The organism is Microbacterium sp. XT11 (genome assembly GCF_001513675.1).
Taxonomy (GTDB): domain Bacteria; phylum Actinomycetota; class Actinomycetes; order Actinomycetales; family Microbacteriaceae; genus Microbacterium.
On sequence record NZ_CP013859.1, the window covers coordinates 3217177 to 3237461 of the forward strand.

The window sequence follows — 20285 nt, forward strand, 5'->3', positions numbered from 1 at the left end:
CCACTCCCCAATGTCCACCCCGACCACCGCCGACCGCATCCGATCCGCGGGAGAGGCGCTCATCCGCCTCGTCGACACGCTGGCCCACGCCGAGGAGGTGCAATACCTCCGCCCCGTCGGACCCTCGACGCGGGAGGACACCCCTGAGCGCTCCCAGGGCGGCGTCTCCCGGCCGACCGAGGACATCGCCCTCGACGAGCGCCGCCTCCGCGTGCGGGCTGGCGTCATCAGCGCCGAGCTCCTCCTCGACGACCTGACGGCCAACGCCACGGCATCCGCCGACGAGCTCACGGCGGCTCTCGTTGACTGGGCAGGGACGCGCGCCTAGCGCGACACGCCGACTCGTGTAGACCAGCCCACGTAAACCGGCTTACGTGAGTATGATGGTCGCGCGCCTCCCCGCGGCGCACCCTTCGAAACCCCGTCCAGGGGTCCGCTTCGCCATACCCGGCGGCGGGCCTCAAGGCGGAAATCGTCGCGCCTTCGCGACTTGCTCCACGTAAACCGGTCCGCGCGGACCGGCTCGCGGATACCAGAACGCAACACAGAAAGCAGGGCCCACATGAACGCCACCACGCTCGCCGACATCCTCGACGCCAAGCTTGACCGCGGCTCGGAGCCGCTCCCCTTCGACGAGGAGCTCTCCCTCATCGAGCGCGCCCAGTCCGGCGACGAGGACGCCTACGTCACGCTCCTCCGCCAGTACGCGCACGGACTCCGGAACCTCATGAAGTCGGAGCACTCGCGCGCCAGTGGCCTCGTCGATGCCGAGGAGACGAGGGCTAACGTCCTCCTGGCGTTCGCCGAGGCCCTCGCCGAGTGCGACGGTTCCACTCGCATCGCCGCGAAGCTCAAGGCGAAGGCCTACGACGTCGCCCAGGACTTCCACCTTGTAGGAGCGCTCAGCGTGCCGACCCGCACGCGCCAGCGCTACTTCCAGGCCATGCGCGAAGCTGGCCCGGGCGGCGACGCCGAGGCCAAGGCCGCCGAGCTCGGCATGTCCCGCGAGGTCTTCATCGCGACCGCCACGGCGTTCCGCGTGGACTCTGTCGACGAGCTCATCGGCTCGCATCGGCGCACCGACCCCGGCCGCCGCGGAAACGCCGACGCGGCGAGCGACTCCGAGCCGGTCTCGTTCGAGTCGATCTACACCGAGCGAGGCTACGCCACCGTTGACCAGCGCGAGACTGTCGCACGCGCCTTCGAGGCCGTCGACGAGCTCACGGGCGACATCATCCGGGACGCCTACGGCTTCACCGAGTACGACCCGATCCCGGACGCCGAAATTGCCTACCGGCGCGGATTCTCCCGCTCGAAGGTTCAGCGCATCCGCACCGAGGGAATTGCCACCATGCGCCGCGCACTCGTCGGCGACGAGGAGGTGACCGAGTGACCGCCCCCAACCTCTTCGAGGTCGCCACGCCCGACCGCCTCGGGACGCTCCAGGAGCTCCTCAAGGAGCCCCGCGTCGGCGTCCTCGCGGACGGCGAGCTCGTGACCTACGTCACTCCCCCGCTCTTCTGAGCACCTAGGCCCCTGCCACCTCGGCGGGGGCCTTTTCGCGTGAGCCGGTTTGCGCGAACCGGTCTGCGCGTGTATACTCACGCATGTCAGCAACCCAAGAGAGGAGCCTCAGCCCATGACCCGCTACCCAGAGCCCCGCTTCGGCTTCTTCATCGGCCAGCGCGTCAACACCCCCGATGGCGTCGGCGTCGTCGTCCACGTCCACCACACCTACGCCGACCGCTGGCAGACTCGCCCCTCGGGCGTCGAGTCCGTCGAGGTCGGCTTCGACTCCGCTGGACTCCGTTTCGAGGCATCCCGTACCTACGCTCCCACCGACATCACCCCGCGCCGCGCCGAGCCCAAGGCCTCCGTCGAGGAGTGGATCGCCGCCCGCGCGACCCCCGGCTTCAAGCCTCGCGACATCCGCCCACGACCCCGCAAGCTCCCCCGGCTCCCCGAAGCTCGCTTCCGCAAGCTCCTCGCCGAGCAGGGCGGCCGCCAGCTTTCGTGACCGTCCCCACGTAAACCGGCTGGCGCTGGTCGGTTTACGTGGCTATCATCATTTACACAACGACCGACCCCCTCATCCCGTTAGGAGCTCCGCATGAACGCCACCGCCAAGTTCGCCACTCGTGAGGAGTGGCTCGTCGCCGCCGTCGACGCCCTCCGCCCGCTCTTCGCGGAGGCCGGTGCTGAGCTCCCCGCGGTTCGGGTCTCCGTCGGCTGGCCGGGCGGCAACGGCAAGAAGAACGCCGTCATCGGCCAGTGCTGGGCCTCCGCCGCATCCGCCGACAAGGTCTCCCAGCTCTTCATTTCGCCCGTCCTCGCCGACGCCGTCCGCGTGCTCGACGTCCTCACGCACGAGCTCGTCCACGCCTGGGACGACAACAAGAGCGGCCACCGCGGCGCGTTCGCCCGCCTCGCCAAGAAGCTCGGCCTCAAGGGTCCGATGACCGCGACCACCGCGGGCAACGAGCTCAAGGAGCGCCTCGCGGCCATCGTCGGCGAGCTTGGCCCCTACCCCCACGCCGCCATCACCCCGGCGCTCGCGGGCATCAAGAAGCAGAGCACGCGGATGCTCAAGGTCGAATGCGCCTCGGGCTCCGGCTACCTCGTCCGGATGACCCGCAAGTGGCTCGACGAGTACGGGACGCCGTCCTGCCCCTGCCACGGCGAGCCGATGGCGGAGGCGGCATGACCCCCGACGACCTCGGCCCGCTGGGCTGGCCCCTCGCGGGGCTGGCCTGGGCGGCCTTCCTCCTCCCCCACTTCGCCCGCTGGAACCGCGCCCGCCGCGCCGAACGAAAGAACGCCACCATGACCGCCCCCGAGACACTCGCGGCCCGTCGCGCCGCGCTCATCCGCGAGGAGTACGCCAAGGCCCCGGCCCTCTCGCCGTTCTCACGCTCGCCCCTCTCATACGAGACGGCCGCCGAGCTCGGCACCCGTTCCGCCTCCCGCGCCGCACACCGTGCCGACTCCCTCCTCACCGAGGAGGCCGCATGACCCCGTCTCGCATCAACCCCGACTCTCGCGCGGTCCTCGTCGTCGCCACGGTCGCGACGGCGGCCCTCGCCCTCGTCTCCTTCCTCCTGAGCTTCAACGGCCTCGCGGATGCCGCCGCCTGGGCCAACGTCCCCGGCTGGCTCGCCTGGGCTATCCCGGCATACGTCGACGGGGCGATCCTCGTTTACACGCTCGCGGCCCTCGTCTTCCGAGCTCGCGGCGAGTCGGCCCGCCTGGAGTGGGCCGCGCTGGGCGTCTTCGCGGCGCTCTCCGTCGCCGCCAATGGCGTCCACGCCTGGGAGACGGCCCCGGCAGGGCTCCGCGTCACCCTCGGCGTCCTCCTGGCCGCCCTCGCGCCGGTCTCCGTCGTCCTGACGACGCACACCATCGCGCGCCTCATCGTCGCCCCTCCGGCCGCCGAGGGGGTCGCCGAGGAGGTCGCCGAGGAGGTCGCCGAGGAGACCGCCGAGACGAGCCCGCGGACGGCCCAGGAGGCCCCGCGCGAGTACCCGGAGCCGCTCAAGCTCGCCGAGCTCCCCACCTCCGTCGACGCCCGCAACGCGGCGATCCGGCGACTCGACGCCGAGGGCAAGAGCCTCCGCGCCATCGCCGCCGAGGTCGGCGTCTCCAAGTCCACCGTCTCCCGCATCCTCAACCGCCACCCCGACGACGAAGCGGCGGCCTGAGAGTCGATAGGCTGAAATGTTCGACCCAGAAAGGAACCGCATGAAGCGCAAGCCTCTCGTCATCACGCTCTCCGTCGTCGGCGCGCTCGCCCTCATCGGCATCGTCGGCAACGCCCTCGGGCTCGGCGGCGGAGCGGACGCAGAAGCCGCCCCGACGGCCCAGCCCACGACCATCGCGACCGGGCCCACGACGAAGACGTCCGCCCCTCCCGCGGCCGAGGAAGAGCCGGAGCCCACCCGGTGCCTCGCCGTCGCCGAGAGCGCCAAGGCGGCAATCTCCGAGGGCCTCCAGGGCGGCATCACGCTCGACTCCTGGGCGGCCGTGCGCTCCGAGGATCGCGAGGCCGTCTGGTTTGTCTCCGCCAAGGGCTCGGGCGGCTTCCTCCAGGACGGCGATGTCCTGACCTTCGCGACCGGCTACGACCCGACCATCGAAGGCGGCGCGCTCGGCCTCACCGTGTCCGCCGACGGCTTCGCCCAGCAGGCCACCACTTGGCCTTACGGCCCGGACTCGGCCCTCGGCGTCTCCTTCGTCGAGGACGGCGGCCCCGAGTCCCGCGAGTGCGCGGCCGAGGGCTTCTGACCCTCCCCCTCTGACGGCCCCCGTTCGCTCCGGCGCGCGGGGGCTTCGTCGTCCCTCGCCATGCCCACGCAAACCGACTTGCGCGCGGCCGTTTACGTGGCTACACTGGAGCCATGACCGATCACCGCATCAGCAAGAAGGACTTGCTCGACATTCGCTTCTCCCGCCACGCTCGCGAGGTCATGGCCCGCCGCGACATCTCCGAGGTCGAGGTCGCCCGCACCCTCGTCCGCGGCTCCTCGCACCCCCACCAGGGTCTCCGCCGCTACGTGCTCGGCGACCTGTGCGTCGTCTTCGATCCCGAGTCGCGCGTCATCGTCACCGTGCTCCTCTTCTCGCAGGAGCAGTGGACGGACGAGGACGCCCGCAACCGCTGACTTCCCCGGGAGGGGCCCCGCTGGGGGCCTCTCCCCTGTATCCTGTAACGTTCGCCACACCGACGAGAGCGAGAACAGCATGACCGCAACGAAGACCCCTGACGACCTCGCCGACGCGACCTTCTCCCCCGAGACGGTCGACTACGCCGCCGTCGCCGCCGCACGCCTCTACCCCGTCGAGCTCGTCGAGGGCGTCGACGTCAACGCCCAGGCCCGAGCGGCCTACGCGCGCGGATTCGACGACGGTCTCCACGTCGCCGAGGGAGGGGCGGAATGACCACCCGCGAGCCGAGCGCGGGAGGCCTCGCCGCCGCTCGCCGCCTCGCGGGCTGGGAGCTCGGCGACCCCTCCTGGGCCAACGCCATCATCAGCGCCTATCTCAACCCCGAAACGGCGCACGCGCGCATGGACGAGGACGAAGTCCCCGCCCGCACTGGCACGTTCTCGCGCAACCTCTCATGAGCGCCAGTAGCGCCGCGACGCCCTGACCTCGCCACGACTAGCCCCCGTTCCGGATCGCCCGGGCGGGGGCTTCGTCGTATAGGCGACACGCTCCGCGTAAACCGACTTGCGCGAGTACGTTTACACGGCTACACTGGAAGCATGAACACCAGCACCGCCGAAGACCTCCGCATCGCCCTCGCCCAGGCCAACGCGAACATCGAGAAGGCGACCCGCCTCGGCCTCAAGAAGATGGCCCAGGACATCCGCCGCGAGCGTCGGCGGATCATCGAGAAGCTCGAAACACTCGACGCCTGACCACTCCCCGAGGGGGCCGGAAGGCCCGGCCCCCTCCTGACCCGAAAGGGGGCCCCATGGCTCGCAACCTCCCCACCGACGTCACCCCCGCCAACTGGCGCGAGGTCCGCGAGGCCTGGGCCGTCGCGTGCGACCGCGCCGAGGCTCCCGGCATCGCCGACAGCTTCCGCTTCATCGGCATCGCCGAGCGCTACGGTCACGCCATCGACGAGGCCTTCTGTGCCGATGTCGTCGCGGCGCAGATCGTCGACGCCATGCGCGCCGAGCACGTCCTCGGTATCGAGCTCGTCGGCGATGAGGCGACCGCCTAGCCTCACCTCGCGCGAGTCGGTCCCCGCTCACGTAAACCGACTTGCGCGAACCCGTTTACACGCCCTATACTGAAGACATCGCCGGAAGGTCCGGCCCCTGACCCCGAGGAGGTCTCGCCCGTGAAGCTCCACTACTCCGCCAGCGCCAAGCCCGGCACGACCTGGAGGGATGCCTCCGGCGTCCAGGAGGCCGCGTGCGGTCAGCGCGCCACGGGCCGCCACTCCGGCGCGGTCCTCGTCGCCACCTCGCTCCCAGAGGCCGTGACGTGCGCCAAGTGCAAGGCGCTCCTCGTCTCCTGACCACCTCGGGAGGGGCCCTCGGGCCTCTCCCCCGACCTCTCGAAAGGAGCCCCATGGCCCCCCTCCACTTCACGACCGACAGCTTCGTCGTCGCGGCTCACTCCTACCTCATCCCCGACGACGTCGCCCCGTCCGACTCGGCGCTCGACTACGCCGGAGCCTTCGCGCTCTGGCTTCGAGAGACATACACCTCGCCCCGCCACGTCGCCGACTGGGCCGAGGCCGTCCGAGCCTTCGAGCGCGATGGCGGCGTCGACGGCTGGCGCGAGACGACCGACGCCCGGCGTGAGGAGCGGCTCCGGCGCGAGGCTCAGCGCGCCTCCGGCGTCTTCTGGCAACCAGGGGCCCGCGCCGCCTGAGCGGCCCCCTCGGCCCTCTTTGGCCGCCCCACGACTGGTCGCTACGCTATTCTCCAAGCCCGGTACATGGAACGAATCTCCTCGATCTCGGGATCGTCGAGCAGGGGTTGCAGCACTCCGAACCCGCTGACCGAGGCGAGCACGTCGCGCACCCACCCTTCTTCGTCGTCGATGGTCGCTTCGCCGCGCGACAGGGCGGCATCGTTGTGCCTGCGCACCTCAGAAACGGCTACGGCTCCGGCAGCGGCGGCATCGACAGACGGATCGATCCCCTCGATACGCAACCGCCGTCGCACGCGCTCCGCGACTACGGCAGATGGATGGCTCACTCGTGAATCTTCGCAAGAATCGCCCGACGGCCTCGCAAGTTATCCACAGGCGGCACTAGCCTGGCGCAGGTGACAGGAAGATTCAGCGTCTCCGTGGACAGAGACAGCGTCGCCATGGGCGACGATGCGGTGTCCCACGCCTTCGAGCTGCGCGCGCCCGCAGGAATCACCATCGCGGCGCTCCTCGGCCGTGCGGCACCGGAGATCCGCGCATCCGGCTGGTCGTGGGTCGTCGTGGTCGATGGCCGGGTGGCGGCCGTGTGGTCAGTCGACCACGGCGTGCAGCTCCTGATCCCGGACAGGAACCTGACGGCCGAGACGATTCCGCGGACCATCCACTTCCGCTACTTCGTGCAGATCGACCCCGAGTGGCTGCACCGGCGGCTCGCCGAGGGCGCTCCCGCCGACAGGAGCGCCCTCGAGCTCGAGTACCGCCCCATCGCCCAGTCAGCCGCGGAGGCCGAGAACAGGCGCCGCGAGCGCGAGATCGCCGACCGCCTGCTCACGCCCGAGTGCATGAGAGCTTTGGTGGCCGTCGGCGCGGAGATCGACCTGCACAACGACCGACTGCTGCGTTTCGACCTTCACGGCGAGCGCTGGTGGGCCTCCCGCGCCGACACGATGCTCTCGATCCGCCACGGCGACGGCGGCGAGGGCGCCTCCATCCGCCCTGCCGCCTTCGCCGAGGCGTGGCTGGTCGCCGCCACGTCCGCGGCCTCGAGGTCAGCCGCAGGCGAGGTGCGATTCCCTCCCTACGCGCCGTTCCCCGCGCCGGAACTCCGGCCGATGGGCGAGTGGCCGCCCGGCGTGCGGCGCTGGACGACGCAGGGCGAACCCGTCGCCCAGCTGGCCGGCCAGGACGCCGTCGACGCCTTCCAGCTGGCCTACGGTCGCACGATCGCCGAGATCGTCGCCCTGATGGGGCCGGTTGCAGGCTGATCCCCAGGAAGCAGCCGCATTCCGGTCAGTAGACTGAAGCCACCGCGCGGGAGTGGTGGAATTGGCAGACACGCAGGATTTAGGTTCCTGTGCCCCAGGGCGTGTGGGTTCAAGTCCCACCTTCCGCACGCGAGGCGCCTGCATCCTCATCCGCGACCGCCGACCACTCACGACCGACGGGAATCATCAGTGATCGAGACCATGCTGCACGCGCCGACCGCGTTCCTGCCCGACTGGCTCAGCCCTGCGAACATCATCGACTGGGCGGGCCCCTGGGCGCTGCTGGTCGTGTGCTTCATCATCTTCGCCGAGACGGGGCTGCTCGTCGGCTTCCTCCTCCCCGGCGACACCCTCCTCATCATCTCGGGCCTGCTCACGCACACCAGCGACGTGTTCGGGGTGAACATCTGGATCGTGTCGCTGCTGATCGCGCTGTCGGCGTTCGTCGGCGGCGAGGTGGGCTACCTCATCGGCCACAAGGGCGGACCGGCGGTGTTCGAGCGCAAGGAATCGGGCCTGTTCAGCCGGAAGAACGTCGAGCGCACCAATGCGTTCTTCGAGCGTTTCGGCGGTCTCACCGTGATCCTTGCCCGCTTCGTGCCGATCGTGCGCACCTTCGCGCCGGTCGCGGCGGGCGTCGGGCACATGCCGTGGCGCCGCTACACGCTCTACAACTTCATCGGCGCCATGATCTGGGGCTTCGGCCTCACGATGGTCGGCTACCTGATCGCCTTCATCCCCTGGATCCGCGAGCTCGTCGTCGAGTACATCGACCTCATCCTGCTCGCCGCCGTCGCGGGTACGGCTCTCGTCACCCTCTGGCACTACCTGTCCGAGCGGCACAAGGCCAAGAAGGCCGCAGCCGCCGGCGAGGACGTCGTCACGGATGCCGCCGAGGCCAGGTCGCTCGCGCTCGATCTCGACGGCGACGACAAGAACTGAGACTCAGCCCGCCTTCTTCTTGCGCGTGCTCTTCTTGGGCTTGTCGTCGGTCTCGCCCTCGTCTCCTCCGGTGCGCGCCGCCTTCGATCGGGCGACGCTGGCGCGCAGGGCCTCCATGAGGTCGATGACCTCGCCGCCCTTCGCGCCCTCCTCCTCGCCGAAGGTCTCGGCGACGTCGAACGTGTCCCCCGCCTCGATCTTGGCGTCGATGAGGGTGCGGAGCTCCTTCTGGTACTCGTCGACGTATTCGTCCGGGTCGAAGTCGCTGGAGTAGCTCTCGACGAGGGAGGCGGACAGCTCCAGCTCCTTCTTCGAGATCTTCACCTCCTCGTCGAGCACCTGGAAGTCGGCCTGGCGGACCTCGTCGGCCCACAGCAGCGTCTGCAGCACGAGCACGTCACCGCGCACGCGGAGCGCGGCCAGCCGCGTCTTCTGCCGCAGCGTGAAACGCACGATGGCCGTCCGGTCCGTCTGCTCGAGCGTCTTGCGCAGCAGCACGTAGGCCTTCGGGGACTTCGAGTCGGGCTCGAGGTAGTACGCCTTGTCCAGGGTGAGCAGGTCGACCTGTTCGGTCGGGACGAACTCCACGACGTCGATCTCACGGCTCTTCTCCGCCGGCAGCGACGCGAGGTCCTCTTTCGTGAGCACGACCGTCTGCCCGTCGTCGACGTACGCCCTGTCGATGTCGGCGTACGCCACCGTCTCTCCGCACACCTCGCACGTGCGCTGGTACCGGATGCGCCCGCCGTCGCGGTCGTGCACCTGGTGCAGGGGCACGTCATGGTCCTCGGTGGCGGAGTACACCTTCACCGGCACGTTCACGAGACCGAAGGTCAGCGCGCCCTTCCAGATCGTCCTCATCACACCAGTAGACACCAGTCACAGCCGTCACGACCAGCCCCTTGACTACGCTGGCGTCATGCCCGCAGACGCGCACATGGTCCAGATCGGCGGACGACGCCTGCGCGTCACGAATCTGCAGAAGGTCGTCTACCCCGAGACCGGGACGACCAAGGGCGAGATCATCGCGTACTACACGCAGGTCGCCCCCGCGCTCCTCCCGCTGCTGGCCGGGCGCCCTGTCACGCGCAAGCGCTGGGTGGACGGCGTCGGCACAGCGGATGCTCCGGCCGAAGCGTTCTTCACGAAGCAGCTCGAGCGGGGTGCACCCTCGTGGATCCCGCGGCAGGAGATCAGGCACTCGGACGGACCGAAGGAGTATCCGCTCGTGGAGGACGTGCCGACGCTCGTCTGGCTCGCCCAGGTCGCGGCGATCGAGCTCCACGTGCCGCAGTGGCGGTTCACTCCCGACGGGCTGCCCGGAAATCCGGACCGCCTCGTCCTGGATCTCGACCCCGGCCCCGGCGTCGGACTCGCCCAGTGCGCGGAGGTCGCGCGGATCGCACGCGGCATCCTCACCGGCATGGGCCTGGATCCCTTCCCTGTGACGAGCGGGAGCAAGGGCATCCACCTCTATGCCGCCCTCCCCGGTGCGCAGACCAGCGACGAGATCTCCGCCGTGGTGAAGGAGCTCGCGCGGCTCATCGAGAACGACCATCCCGATCTCGCCACGAGCACCATGGCCAAGGTCGCCCGCGGCGGCAAGGTGTTCCTCGACTGGAGCCAGAACAACGGCAAGAAGACGACCATCTCCCCGTACTCGCTGCGCGGGCGGTCCCGCCCCTGGGTGGCCGCGCCGCGCACATGGGACGAGCTCGAGGACCCCGACCTGCGCCACCTGGAGATGGCGGAGGTCCTGGAGCGCCTGGCCGCAGGAGCCGACCCGATCGCGGATCTGCGCCCGCGCGGCGACGAGCTCCTGGCCGCGTACCGCGCCAAGCGCGACGCCGACCGCACTCCCGAGCCGATGCCGGAGCGGGTGGCATCCGTGAGCACCGGCCTGACGCGGCGCTTCGTCATCCAGGAGCACCACGCGCGGCGGCTGCACTACGACCTGCGCATCGAGGACAAGGGCGTGCTGGTGAGCTGGGCGGTGCCGAAGGGCGTGCCCGAATCGACCGAGCGCAACCACCTCGCCGTGATGACCGAACCGCATCCGCTCGAGTACCTCACCTTCTCCGGCACCATCCCCGCCGGCGAGTACGGGGCGGGAGAGATGTCCATCTGGGACACCGGGACCGTCGCACTCGAGAAGTGGCGAGACGACGAGGTGATCGGCACCTTCACTGGGCGCGAGGGAGGGCCGCTTCCCGGTGTGCGCCTCGCCCTCATCCGCACGACGGGCGAGGGCGAGAAGTCGTCGTGGCTGCTGCACCGGATGAAGGACGGAACCGAGCCGCGCCGCAAGGGGGCGCCTCGAGCGGCACCGGAGAGGCAGCCCGCGGACAGGAGCACGGTGGCGCCTCTCGATCCCATGCTCGCCGAGAACGGCACGCCCGCGCTCGCGCGAGCCCTCGGATCGCCCGCATGGGTGGAGGTGAAGTGGGACGGCATCCGCGCCATCGGCAGCTGGGAGGACGGACGGATGCGGCTGCACGCCCGCAGCGGCACCGACATCACGGCTCGCTACCCCGAGCTCACCGCCGACGGCGCGCCGCACCTCCCCGTCGGCGACGCCGTGCTCGACGGGGAGATCGTGGCGTTCGACACCCGGGGGCGCCCCAGCTTCTCGCTGCTGCAGAACCGGATGCACCTCACCAGGCCGCGCGAGATCGAGCGCGAGGCAGTGCGGACGCCGACCGTGTACCTGGTCTTCGACCTGCTGCGGCTCGACGGTCACGATCTGACCTCCATGCCGCTCGCTCAGCGTCGCACGCTTCTCGAGGATGTGGTCGCGGACCTTGAGGCGCCGGTGCAGGCCCCGCCCGTGTTCGACGACGTCGACGCCGCCCTCGCCGCCAGCCGGGAGTTCGGTTTGGAAGGCGTGGTCGTCAAGGGCCGCGAGTCGCGGTACCGCCCAGGCCAGCGCTCACCATCGTGGCTCAAGGTCAAGAACACGCGCATGCAGGAGGCCGTGATCGTCGGCATCCGCCCGGGCAAGGGCGACCGCGCCGGCACGATCGGCTCCCTTCTCCTCGCCGTGCCCGACACCGACGGCCTCCGGTACATCGGCCGCGTCGGCACCGGGTTCACCGACCGGATGCTGCGCGACCTGGATCGTCAGCTCACCCCTCTGCGCGTGCCACGCGCGCCGCTCAGCGGAGTCCCGCGCCCGGATGCCGCCGATGCACTGTGGGTGCGACCCGATCTCGTCGGCGAGGTGGAGTTCGCGAACTGGACGCCCGACGGGATCCTACGGCACGCACGGTGGCGAGGGCTGCGCCCGGACAAGGCTCCCGACGAGGTCACCGTCGAGGCATGATCACCGCGGCTCGCCCGGCCGTCACGCGTGATGCGGTTCGCAGTCCGACTGCTCGGCCGGCTCGATCTGGAAGGTGGAGTGCTCGACGTCGAAGTGCTCCGCCAGACAGGTCTGCAGGTCGCTCAGCAGCTGCGCCGACCGACCGCCCGCCAGCAGGTCCGGCGCGACGGCGACGTGTGCGCTGAAGACCGGCGCGCCGCGCGTGAGCTGCCACACGTGCACGTCGTGCACACCGACCACGCCCTCGTAGCCGAGCAGGTGCGCGCGGATGTCGGCGACCGCGGTGCCGCGCGGAGCAGACTCGGCGAGCACCGAGAACACCTCGCGCAGCAGGGCGACGGCCCGAGGGATGATCATGACGGCGATAGCCATGGAGGCCAGCGCATCCGCCGGCATCCATCCGGTGGTGACGATCACGATCGCCGCCACGATGACCATGGCAGAGCCGATGAGGTCGCCCATCACCTCCAGATACGCGCCGCGCACGTTGATGCTCGTGCGCTGCGCGCGGCTCAGCAGCCACATCGAGATCACGTTCGCGATCAGCCCGACGACGGCCACGACGAGCATGAGCCCGCCGGCGACCTCGACCTCCCGCGGGTCGATCAGACGGCCGACCGCCTCGACGGCGACGCCACCGGCCAGCGCGATGAGGATCACCGCGTTGATGAGCGCGCCGAACACTTCGGCGCGCTGATATCCGAACGTGCGCCGGTCGTCTGGCGGACGCGCCGCGACGGCCGCGGCGATGAGTGCGATCACGAGGGCCGACGCATCCGTGAACATGTGCGCGGCGTCCGCGAGCAGAGCCAGCGAACCCGTGAGGATCGCACCGACGATCTGGACGACCATGACCGCGGCGGTCAGGCACAGCGAGATCGCCAGCAGGCGCCGGTGACCGGCGGAACGGATGCCGCCGGGGCTGGGTGCGTGGTCGTGCATGATCCCAGGCTAGACCGGCCGGCCCGGCGCTGAGGCGGGTTGCGCCTAGTCGGGAATGGGGATGATTCTCACTCGCTCCTAGAGTGCTTCGAGAAGCGGGACGAGCTGCGCGAACGCCCGCGCGCGGTGCGACTGCGTCTGCTTCTCCTCCTCGGTGAGCTGGCCGACGGTGCGCTCAGCGCCGGCAGGCTGACCGTCGGGGATGAAGATCGGGTCATAGCCGAAGCCCCCGTCACCGGACGGGGCATGCGCCAGCCGTCCCGGCCATTCGCCGATGACGACGTGCTCGGCACCATCGGGCGCGACGAGGGCGATCGCTGACGTGAAATGCGCGGTGCGGTGCGGGTCGGCGATGTCGCGCAGTTGATCGAGCAGCAGCTCGAGATTCGCCACGGGGTCCTTGCGCTGACCGGCCCAGTACGCCGAGAAGACCCCGGGCGAGCCTCCCAGCACGTCGACGCAGATGCCGGAGTCGTCGGCCACCGCGGGCAGCCCGGTGTGGGCGGCCGCCGTCCGTGCCTTGAGCAGCGCATTGTCGGTGAAGGTCACGCCGTCCTCGATCTGCTCCGGGCCGTCGTAGGCGACGATCTCGAGGTCCGGCCGGGCGACCGACACGATCTGCTGGAACTCCTCGACCTTGTGCGGGTTGTGGGTGGCGAGCACGACCTTCATGCGAGCGCCTTCCGCTGCAGCTCGGTGAGTTCGCCGCATCCGGCCACGCCGAGGTCGAGGAGGGCGTCGAGCTCGCGCTTGTCGAACGGCGCACCCTCCGCGGTGCCCTGCACCTCGACGAAGAGCCCGCGTCCGGTGACCACGACGTTCATGTCGGTCTCGGCGCGAACGTCCTCGACATAGGCCAGGTCGAGCATGGGCTCCCCGTCGATGATCCCGACCGACACCGCCGCGACGGAGTCGAGGAGCGGCGTGGAGTTCTTGCCGATGAACTTCTTCTCGCGCCCCCACTCGATCGCGTCGGCGAGCGCGACGTACGCACCGGTGATCGCCGCGGTACGGGTGCCGCCATCGGCCTGCAGCACGTCGCAGTCGATCACGATCGTGTTCTCGCCGAGGGCTTTGGTGTCGACGACGGCGCGCAGCGCACGGCCGATGAGACGCGAGATCTCGTGGGTGCGTCCGCCGATGCGGCCCTTCACGCTCTCGCGGTCGTTGCGGCTGTTGGTCGCGCGGGGAAGCATGGCGTACTCGGCTGTCACCCACCCTTTGCCCTTGCCTGTGAGCCAGCGCGGCACGCCGTTGGTGAAGGACGCCGTGCACAGCACCTTCGTCCCGCCGAAGCTGATCAGCGCCGAGCCCTCGGCCTGCGCGCTCCAGCCGCGTTCGATGGTGACCTCGCGGAGCTGATTCGTGGAGCGGCCGTCGGCGCGGACGATGGATGACATGGAGTTCCTTCGGTCGGTGTGGCGGGTCGGAGTGATCAGAGCGTGTCGATGGATGCCGGGAGGTCGATGACACCGGTCTGCACGAACTGGACGTCGCGCACCTCGTGCCCCATGAGGCGGTTCGCGAGCGCGGCGAACTCGGACGTCGAGTCGCCGGTCGCCTCGTAGACGTACGTGGCGGTCGAGTCGGGCGAGGCGAGCTGGTCATCGCGCACGAGCTGCCGGTACACGTCGCCCGCGGTCTCGTCGTCGCTCGACACCAGCGTGACGCCCTCCCCCATGACGTAGCTGATCGCCCCTCGGAGGAACGGGTAGTGCGTGCATCCGAGCACGAGGGTGTCGACGCCTGCATCCCGCAGCGGCGCGAGGTACTCCTCGGCCGTCGCCAGGACCTCGGGCGTGCCGGTGATGCCGGCTTCCACGAACTCGACGAAACGAGGGCAGGCCGCCGTGAACACCTCGAGTCGCTCGTTCACCTCGAGCATGTCCTGGTAGGCGCGCGAGCCGATCGTGCCGACCGTGCCGATGACGCCGACACGGCCGTTGCGCGTGGTCGAGACAGCACGCCGCACGGCCGGCCCGATCACCTCGACGACGGGCACGTCGTATCGTTCGCGCGCGTCGCGCAGCATGGCGGCGGATGCCGTGTTGCAGGCGATCACCAGCATCTTCACGCCCTGGTCGACGAGTGCGTCGAGCACCTCGAGCGCGTAGCGGCGCACGTCGGCGATGGGCTTGGGGCCGTACGGAGAGTGCGCGGTGTCCCCGATGTAGACGAACGACTCGCGGGGCAGCTGGGCGCGGATGGCCCTGGCCACCGTCAGCCCGCCGACACCGGAGTCGAAGATTCCGATCGGGGCGTCGTTCATGACTCCCCAGCCTACCCGCGATGGTCGTCGTCATCGCTCGCCGAGCCTCACGCGTCGCTAGGCTGAGCGCATGACGACCTCGACGGCGCTCCTGACCGACCGCTATGAGCTCACCATGCTCGCCGCAGCGCTCCGCGACGGGACCGCCTCCAGACCCAGCGTCTTCGAGCTGTTCTCGCGCCGCCTTTCCGGAGGCCGCCGTTTCGGCGTCGTGGCGGGCACGGGGCGGTTCCTCTCGTTGCTGCGGGAGTTCCGCTTCGGCGACGACGAGCTGCGCTTCCTCCGCGACAACGACGTGGTCGACGCGGACTCGCTGGCGTATCTCGAGAACTACCGCTTCACGGGGTCGATCCGTGGCTACCGCGAGGGCGAGCTGTACTTCCCCGGCTCTCCCATCCTCACGGTCGAGGGGACCTTCGCAGACGCGGTGGTGCTCGAGACCCTCGCCCTGAGCGTGCTCAATCACGATTCGGCGGTCGCCACCGCGGCCTCCCGCATGAGCATCGCCGCCGGTGACCGGCCGCTCGCCGAGATGGGGTCGCGCCGGGCCGCCGAGCAGTCGGCCGTCGCGGCGGCGCGGGCCGCCTACATCGCCGGGTTCGGCGCGACGAGCAACCTCGAGGCCGGCCGCACGTGGGGCATCCCCACCATGGGCACGGCAGCGCACTCGTGGACACTTCTGCACGACACGGAGGAGGATGCGTTCCGCGCGCAGATCGACAGTCTCGGCACCGAGACCACGCTGCTCGTCGACACCTACGACATCCGCGCGGGCGTGGAGACGGCGATCCGCGTGGCCGGCACGCAGCTCGGCGGAGTGCGCATCGACTCCGGAGACCTCCCCATCGTCGCCGCCGAGGTACGGGCGCAGCTCGACGAACTGGGCGCCACGGCGACGAAGATCACGGTCACGAGCGATCTCGACGAGTACGCCATCGCGGCGCTGGCCGCCTCGCCCGTCGACGCCTACGGTGTGGGCACCTCGGTCGTCACCGGTTCCGGTTACCCGACGGCGAGCATGGTGTACAAGCTCGTCGCACGGCAGGACGCGTCGGGCGCGTGGATCGCGGTGGCCAAGGCCTCCGCCGACAAGGCCTCGCACGGCGGCCGCAAGGCGGCGTTCCGGACGCTGGCCGACGGCGTGGCCGTGTCTGAGACGGTCGTCGTCGCCGACGGGTTCGAGAACCTCGACGCCCCGGCCGAGCGCCAGGACGGCCGCCCTCTGCAGGTCACGCTCGTCGAGGAGGGGGAGATCGACACCGCCTACGAGGGCGTCGACGGCACGGCATCCGCCCGCGCTCATCACCTGCGCGTGCGCGAGGAGCTCCCCGTGCGGGCCCTCGCACTCAGCAAGTCCGACCCCGCCATCCCGACGGAGTTCGTCGAGCTGCGCTGACCGGGGCTCCGGTCAGGCGACCATCGACTCGTAGATCTCCTTGCACGTCGGGCAGATCGGGAACTTCTCGGGGTCGCGCCCCGGGGTCCACTTCTTGCCGCACAGCGCACGCACCGGCTTGCCGGTGATGGCCGACTCGAGGATCTTGTCCTTCTTCACATAGTGCGAGAAGCGCTCGTGGTCGCCCGGTTCGAGATTCTCCTCCCGGAGGAGCTCTTCCAGTTCGCGATCAAGCGTTGCCACGCCGCCCTGATCGGGGCTGTCCAGCGGAGTACTCATTCCGCGATTCTAGCCGTGTGCGGGGCCGTACGGGCGCTGTCACGCCGTCTCGACGAACTCCATGAGACGCTCGCCGCTGCGTTCGAAGATCCGCCCGCCGAGGGCTACGCCGATCACGAACACGCCGACGCCGGTGGCGATGCCGGCCCACAGCGTCGCAGGCGCGAACTGCTCTCCCTCGACAGCGGTGAGGACGAACAGCCAGATGGTCGGCGCGCTCAGCGCGATGGCGCCCAGGAAGGCCGCGGCGGGTCCGTAGACGCCCCTCGACGTCGGCCGCTGCGGCTGCTGGAACGGGCTGTCGCCCGGACGCGACACCGCATACGGAGCCACCACCGACACGATGCTCGACAGTCCGAGCCCGGAGAGGAGGAGGCTGGCTGCGAGGCCGGTCAAGGGAAGGAGCAGACGCCAGTCGGTGATCCACAGCATCGTCATGGGAACCGCCACCGCCAGCACCGGGATCGCCACGATGAACACGGGGACGAGCCGGCCGAGACGATCAGGAACCCCGCGCACGCCGCTCGCCACGTGGGTCCACAGCGCCGTCGAGTCGTAGGCGACGTCGTTGTGCGGCAGCCAGCCGAAGAAGAGGGCCATGACAGGCACGGGCACCAGCGCGGCGATCTCGAGCGGGACTCCGGCGACCAGCAGCGGCAGCACCGTGAGCACGCCCGCGACGGGGACGACGACGAGGTTCATGATGTACCGCCGGTCCCGAAGCCAGTACACGAGGCTGCGGGCGGCGATCGCGCCGAAGGCATCCGACGGCATCAGCCCGAACCAGCCGAGCCCGGTGCGCTCGCGCGAGGCGACGGGTCGCTCCGTCGTCGTCAGCAGGCGGCGGACGAGCCAGCTCCAGACGAGCCAGAGAGCCGCAGCGGTCAGCACCGCGATGACGGCGCTCGCCCAGGCGCCGGCCGCGTCTCCCGCGGCGGATGCGAACAGGAAGCCCGATGGGGCGGCGAGGGGCGTGAGCCCCACGGTCGCCGTGATCGACGCCACGGCTGCGGGGACGTGCCCGTCCCATTTGAGCGAGGCGAGGAAGACGGCGACGGGGAACGCGATGACGATGAGCGCGAGCGCGAACAGCGCGGTGAGCTCTCGCGACCTGCGCTCGGGGAGGAGCAGCGCATTGATCGCCATGCCGATGCGCGCCGCCAGCACCGTGGTCATCGCTCCCACCACGCTCATGGCGATGGCTGCGGGCCACGGTGCGCCGAGCCGCACCGCGACGATGCACACGCACACGGTCACGGCGACGAGCGCCATGCTGGGGACGCTGACGAACGCCGCCAGGGTCAAGATCCAGGGCATCTGGCGCTCATCGACGCCGAACACCCCGAAACGCCGCGGGTCGAGCTGGTCCACAGCGCCGACGAGCACGGGGCCCACGAGGAATCCCAGCAGGATCGCGGCGCTGCCGAGCACCACCACGGTGCGTCCGACGGCGACCGGAGCATGGTCCAGGCTGAGGACGGCGAGGCAGACGACAGTCGTGAGCGCGATCACGACGGCGAGCAGCACGAGCGTACGCCCCCTGCGATGGTCGCGCAGCGCGCCCACCAGCAGGGCTGCTCTCAGTCGGAGAATGTGTGCAGCCACTCGAGCCCCTCCACCTCTCCCGTGCCGCCGGACAGCTCGACGAACCGCGCCTCGAGGCTCTGGCCCGCTCGCACCTCGTCGATGGTGCCCTCTGCGAGCACGGAGCCGCCGACGATGATCGCCACACGCGAGCACACCCGTTCGACGAGGTCCATGCCGTGACTGGAGAGGATCACTGTACCGCCGTGGGCGACATAGGCGCGGAGGATGTCGAGGATCACCGCGGACGACACCGGATCGACGGCCTCGAAGGGCTCGTCCAGCACGAGGACGCGCGGCGAATGGATCATGGCCCCGGCGAGCATGACCTTCTTCGTCATCCCCGCGGAGTAGTCCGAGACGACACGGCCGAGCGCGTCAGCAAGGTCGAAGGCTCTGGCGAGGTCGGCGACGCGCTTCTCGATGACGTCGGCGGAGAGCCCGCGGAGCAGACCGTAGTAAAAGAGCAGCTGGCGGCCGGTCAGCCGATCGAACGTGCGGAGACGGTCGGGAAGCACGCCCATCATCCGTTTGGCTGCGAGCGGCTTCGACGTCTGGTCGACACCGCAGATCGTCACATCGCCTGCGTCAGCACGCAGGAGCCCGGCGACGATCGAGAGGGTCGTGGTCTTGCCTGCGCCGTTGGGGCCGACGATGCCGTAGAACGAGCCGGCCGGCACGGTGAGATCGATGCCGTTCACGGCGACGTGGTCGCCGAAGGTCTTCACGAGACCGCGGATGCGGATGGCCTCGGCAGCAGACGTCTCGCCGCGCTCATCGGCTGACGTCGGCTCCACAGCATCCCTCGCCGTCTCGGCGGAATCCTCAGAACCCTCAGCAGACGCGGTCTCGGCAAGCGCGGTCTCAGCGGGCGCGGTCTCGGCAGGCGCGGTCTCAGCGAGCGCGGTCTCGGCAGGCGCGGTCTCAGCAGGCGCGGTCTCGGCAGGCGTGGTCTCAGCGGATGTCCCGTCGGAGGTCGCAGCCGCCCGCTGCGACTCCTCGGCGGCCCCCACGAGCGCCGCTTCAGACGAAGGCTGCGCCTTCGGCGGAGCGACCTCGTCGGTGGCGGACGAGTCGGATGCCGCTGCGCGCGCGGCCGTCGCCTTGGCCGCTGCTGCCTTGGCCGCCGCGGCCTTCGCCGACGTCGCGCGGGCGGCGGCAGCACGCGCCGTCGACTTCGCTGCCGCGGATCTCTCGGCCGCGGACTTCACAGCGGCGGTCTTGGCCGCAGCCGCCGTCGACGTGGACCTCCCGGTCGCCTTCGTGCCCGCGGTCCTCGACGACGTCGCCTTCGACCCGGTCGTCTTCGCCCCGGTCGTCTTCGCCCCTGTCGTCTTCGGCTCAGCGGCCTTCAGGTCCGCGGTCTTCGACGCAGCCGCAGTCTTCGACGCAGCCGCAGTCTTCGACGCAGCCGCAGTCTTCGACGCAGCCGCGGTCTTCGACGACGCACTCTTCGCGGCAGTCGACTTCGACGCGGCGGCCTTCGACCCTGTCGCGCTCCCTGCACCGGTCTTCGACGCGGCGGCGGTCTTCGACCTGGCGCCGCCGGCCGTGTTCTTCGCCGCCGCAGCCTTCGCGGCCGCCGCCGACGGCTTGCTCGCACGTGCCCTCGCCGCGGCGGGCTTCGCGGTGGCGGTCTGCGCCTCCGCCGTCGATTCGGCGACAGCCTCCGCTGCTGCAGCGGCCTTCTCGCCCGCGGATTTCGCCGGGGCGCGCTTCACCGGCGGCTTCTTCACGGGAGCCTTCCTCGCCGGCGAGGTCTTCGCGGGCGGGATCGCGGCGTCAGCCACCTCTTCGGTGCGGTCGTCGGAGGGAGAAGTCACCGGACTACGGTATCAACGGGCCCTCCGTTTGCCCGGAGAACCGCAACAATTCACCCTTCTTGCGCCATGCGTT

Annotated in this window: 28 protein-coding genes and 1 tRNA gene; 20 read left to right on the top strand and 9 right to left on the bottom strand. The window is 70.2% G+C overall.

Annotation, left to right across the window (positions count from 1 at the left end):
- Positions 1 to 10: 10 nt before the first annotated feature.
- From AB663_RS15430 to AB663_RS15490, 15 genes are all read left to right on the top strand, one after another.
- Positions 11 to 328: a DUF7169 domain-containing protein gene (locus AB663_RS15430; protein WP_067201200.1), complete on the top strand. Its 318-nt coding sequence runs from the start codon at positions 11 to 13 to the stop codon at positions 326 to 328.
- A 234-nt stretch (positions 329 to 562) separates the two neighbouring features.
- Positions 563 to 1393, top strand: a complete 831-nt coding sequence (locus tag AB663_RS15435) for a hypothetical protein (RefSeq protein ID WP_067201204.1) — start codon at positions 563 to 565, stop codon at positions 1391 to 1393.
- Entirely contained in the window at positions 1390 to 1524 is a 135-nt protein-coding gene (locus AB663_RS17660) for a hypothetical protein (protein ID WP_257720788.1), read from the top strand. Before AB663_RS15435 ends, AB663_RS17660 begins: the two co-directional genes overlap by 4 nt.
- 115 nt (positions 1525 to 1639) lie before the next feature.
- On the top strand, positions 1640 to 2017 hold the full coding sequence (locus tag AB663_RS15440) for a hypothetical protein (RefSeq protein WP_067201208.1): 378 nt from the start codon (positions 1640 to 1642) through the stop codon (positions 2015 to 2017).
- Between the two features lie 93 nt (positions 2018 to 2110).
- On the top strand, positions 2111 to 2704 hold the full coding sequence (locus tag AB663_RS15445) for a hypothetical protein (RefSeq protein WP_067201210.1): 594 nt from the start codon (positions 2111 to 2113) through the stop codon (positions 2702 to 2704).
- Positions 2701 to 3012, top strand: a complete 312-nt coding sequence (locus AB663_RS15450; RefSeq protein WP_067201213.1) for a hypothetical protein — start codon at positions 2701 to 2703, stop codon at positions 3010 to 3012. Before AB663_RS15445 ends, AB663_RS15450 begins: the two co-directional genes overlap by 4 nt.
- Complete coding sequence (locus AB663_RS15455; protein ID WP_067201219.1) at positions 3009 to 3698, top strand: DUF2637 domain-containing protein; 690 nt, start codon at positions 3009 to 3011, stop codon at positions 3696 to 3698. Before AB663_RS15450 ends, AB663_RS15455 begins: the two co-directional genes overlap by 4 nt.
- A gap of 40 nt (positions 3699 to 3738) precedes the next feature.
- Positions 3739 to 4281, top strand: coding sequence for a hypothetical protein (locus AB663_RS15460; RefSeq protein ID WP_067201222.1), 543 nt, complete (start codon positions 3739 to 3741; stop codon positions 4279 to 4281).
- A gap of 113 nt (positions 4282 to 4394) precedes the next feature.
- Complete coding sequence (locus tag AB663_RS15465; protein ID WP_067201225.1) at positions 4395 to 4658, top strand: DUF4258 domain-containing protein; 264 nt, start codon at positions 4395 to 4397, stop codon at positions 4656 to 4658.
- 79 nt (positions 4659 to 4737) lie between these two features.
- Positions 4738 to 4935: a hypothetical protein gene (locus AB663_RS15470; RefSeq protein ID WP_067201228.1), complete on the top strand. Its 198-nt coding sequence runs from the start codon at positions 4738 to 4740 to the stop codon at positions 4933 to 4935.
- Positions 4932 to 5120 (top strand): hypothetical protein, encoded by a 189-nt coding sequence (locus tag AB663_RS15475; protein WP_067201231.1) that lies wholly within the window; start codon positions 4932 to 4934, stop codon positions 5118 to 5120. Before AB663_RS15470 ends, AB663_RS15475 begins: the two co-directional genes overlap by 4 nt.
- A gap of 141 nt (positions 5121 to 5261) precedes the next feature.
- Positions 5262 to 5417: a hypothetical protein gene (locus tag AB663_RS17260; protein WP_157541151.1), complete on the top strand. Its 156-nt coding sequence runs from the start codon at positions 5262 to 5264 to the stop codon at positions 5415 to 5417.
- Positions 5418 to 5473: 56 nt separating this feature from the next.
- On the top strand, positions 5474 to 5728 hold the full coding sequence (locus tag AB663_RS15480; RefSeq protein WP_067201234.1) for a hypothetical protein: 255 nt from the start codon (positions 5474 to 5476) through the stop codon (positions 5726 to 5728).
- A 120-nt stretch (positions 5729 to 5848) separates the two neighbouring features.
- The gene (locus AB663_RS15485) at positions 5849 to 6028 is read left to right on the top strand and encodes a hypothetical protein (RefSeq protein WP_067201237.1); all 180 of its coding nucleotides are present in this window, start codon (positions 5849 to 5851) and stop codon (positions 6026 to 6028) included.
- A gap of 53 nt (positions 6029 to 6081) precedes the next feature.
- Entirely contained in the window at positions 6082 to 6387 is a 306-nt protein-coding gene (locus AB663_RS15490; RefSeq protein ID WP_067201240.1) for a hypothetical protein, read from the top strand.
- A 41-nt stretch (positions 6388 to 6428) separates the two neighbouring features.
- Here AB663_RS15490 and AB663_RS17265 read toward each other — a convergent pair whose 3' ends face one another.
- Positions 6429 to 6716: a hypothetical protein gene (locus tag AB663_RS17265; protein ID WP_157541154.1), complete on the bottom strand. Its 288-nt coding sequence runs from the start codon at positions 6714 to 6716 to the stop codon at positions 6429 to 6431.
- Positions 6717 to 6785: 69 nt separating this feature from the next.
- Here AB663_RS17265 and AB663_RS15500 point away from each other — a divergent pair, with 69 nt between their 5' ends.
- The 3 genes from AB663_RS15500 (at position 6786) to AB663_RS15510 (ending at position 8597) form a co-directional block, all read left to right on the top strand.
- On the top strand, positions 6786 to 7655 hold the full coding sequence (locus tag AB663_RS15500; RefSeq protein WP_067201243.1) for a hypothetical protein: 870 nt from the start codon (positions 6786 to 6788) through the stop codon (positions 7653 to 7655).
- A 46-nt stretch (positions 7656 to 7701) separates the two neighbouring features.
- A tRNA-Leu gene (locus AB663_RS15505) sits at positions 7702 to 7783 on the top strand.
- Between the two features lie 73 nt (positions 7784 to 7856).
- Positions 7857 to 8597, top strand: coding sequence for a DedA family protein (locus tag AB663_RS15510; RefSeq protein ID WP_067202864.1), 741 nt, complete (start codon positions 7857 to 7859; stop codon positions 8595 to 8597).
- 3 nt (positions 8598 to 8600) lie between these two features.
- Here AB663_RS15510 and ku read toward each other — a convergent pair whose 3' ends face one another.
- Positions 8601 to 9458: a non-homologous end joining protein Ku gene (gene ku, locus AB663_RS15515; RefSeq protein WP_067201245.1), complete on the bottom strand. Its 858-nt coding sequence runs from the start codon at positions 9456 to 9458 to the stop codon at positions 8601 to 8603.
- A gap of 58 nt (positions 9459 to 9516) precedes the next feature.
- Between ku and AB663_RS15520 the strand changes: the two genes are divergently transcribed.
- Complete coding sequence (locus AB663_RS15520; RefSeq protein WP_067201248.1) at positions 9517 to 11919, top strand: ATP-dependent DNA ligase; 2403 nt, start codon at positions 9517 to 9519, stop codon at positions 11917 to 11919.
- 21 nt (positions 11920 to 11940) lie between these two features.
- Here AB663_RS15520 and AB663_RS15525 read toward each other — a convergent pair whose 3' ends face one another.
- The 4 genes from AB663_RS15525 to murI all read right to left on the bottom strand — a co-directional run bounded on the left by AB663_RS15525 (position 11941) and on the right by murI (position 15130).
- Entirely contained in the window at positions 11941 to 12861 is a 921-nt protein-coding gene (locus tag AB663_RS15525; protein WP_067201251.1) for a cation diffusion facilitator family transporter, read from the bottom strand.
- 78 nt (positions 12862 to 12939) lie between these two features.
- Positions 12940 to 13533: an RdgB/HAM1 family non-canonical purine NTP pyrophosphatase gene (gene rdgB / locus AB663_RS15530; RefSeq protein WP_067201254.1), complete on the bottom strand. Its 594-nt coding sequence runs from the start codon at positions 13531 to 13533 to the stop codon at positions 12940 to 12942.
- Positions 13530 to 14261: a ribonuclease PH gene (rph, locus tag AB663_RS15535; RefSeq protein ID WP_067201257.1), complete on the bottom strand. Its 732-nt coding sequence runs from the start codon at positions 14259 to 14261 to the stop codon at positions 13530 to 13532. The genes rdgB and rph overlap by 4 nt, the downstream gene beginning before the upstream one ends.
- 35 nt (positions 14262 to 14296) lie before the next feature.
- The gene (murI, locus tag AB663_RS15540) at positions 14297 to 15130 is read right to left on the bottom strand and encodes a glutamate racemase (RefSeq protein WP_067201261.1); all 834 of its coding nucleotides are present in this window, start codon (positions 15128 to 15130) and stop codon (positions 14297 to 14299) included.
- A 70-nt stretch (positions 15131 to 15200) separates the two neighbouring features.
- Here murI and AB663_RS15545 point away from each other — a divergent pair, with 70 nt between their 5' ends.
- Positions 15201 to 16526 carry a nicotinate phosphoribosyltransferase gene (locus AB663_RS15545; RefSeq protein WP_067201264.1) on the top strand — a complete coding sequence of 442 codons (1326 nt, stop codon included), beginning with the start codon at positions 15201 to 15203 and terminating at the stop codon, positions 16524 to 16526.
- A 12-nt stretch (positions 16527 to 16538) separates the two neighbouring features.
- Here AB663_RS15545 and AB663_RS15550 read toward each other — a convergent pair whose 3' ends face one another.
- The 3 genes from AB663_RS15550 to AB663_RS15560 are packed head-to-tail and all read right to left on the bottom strand — an operon-like array spanning position 16539 to position 20212.
- Entirely contained in the window at positions 16539 to 16805 is a 267-nt protein-coding gene (locus tag AB663_RS15550) for a DUF3039 domain-containing protein (RefSeq protein ID WP_067201268.1), read from the bottom strand.
- A 39-nt stretch (positions 16806 to 16844) separates the two neighbouring features.
- A complete protein-coding gene (locus AB663_RS15555; protein ID WP_067201271.1) occupies positions 16845 to 18410 on the bottom strand; it encodes a hypothetical protein in 1566 nt (521 codons plus the stop codon).
- Entirely contained in the window at positions 18386 to 20212 is a 1827-nt protein-coding gene (locus AB663_RS15560; protein WP_232304571.1) for an ATP-binding cassette domain-containing protein, read from the bottom strand. The genes AB663_RS15555 and AB663_RS15560 overlap by 25 nt, the downstream gene beginning before the upstream one ends.
- Between the last annotated feature and the right edge of the window lie 73 nt (positions 20213 to 20285).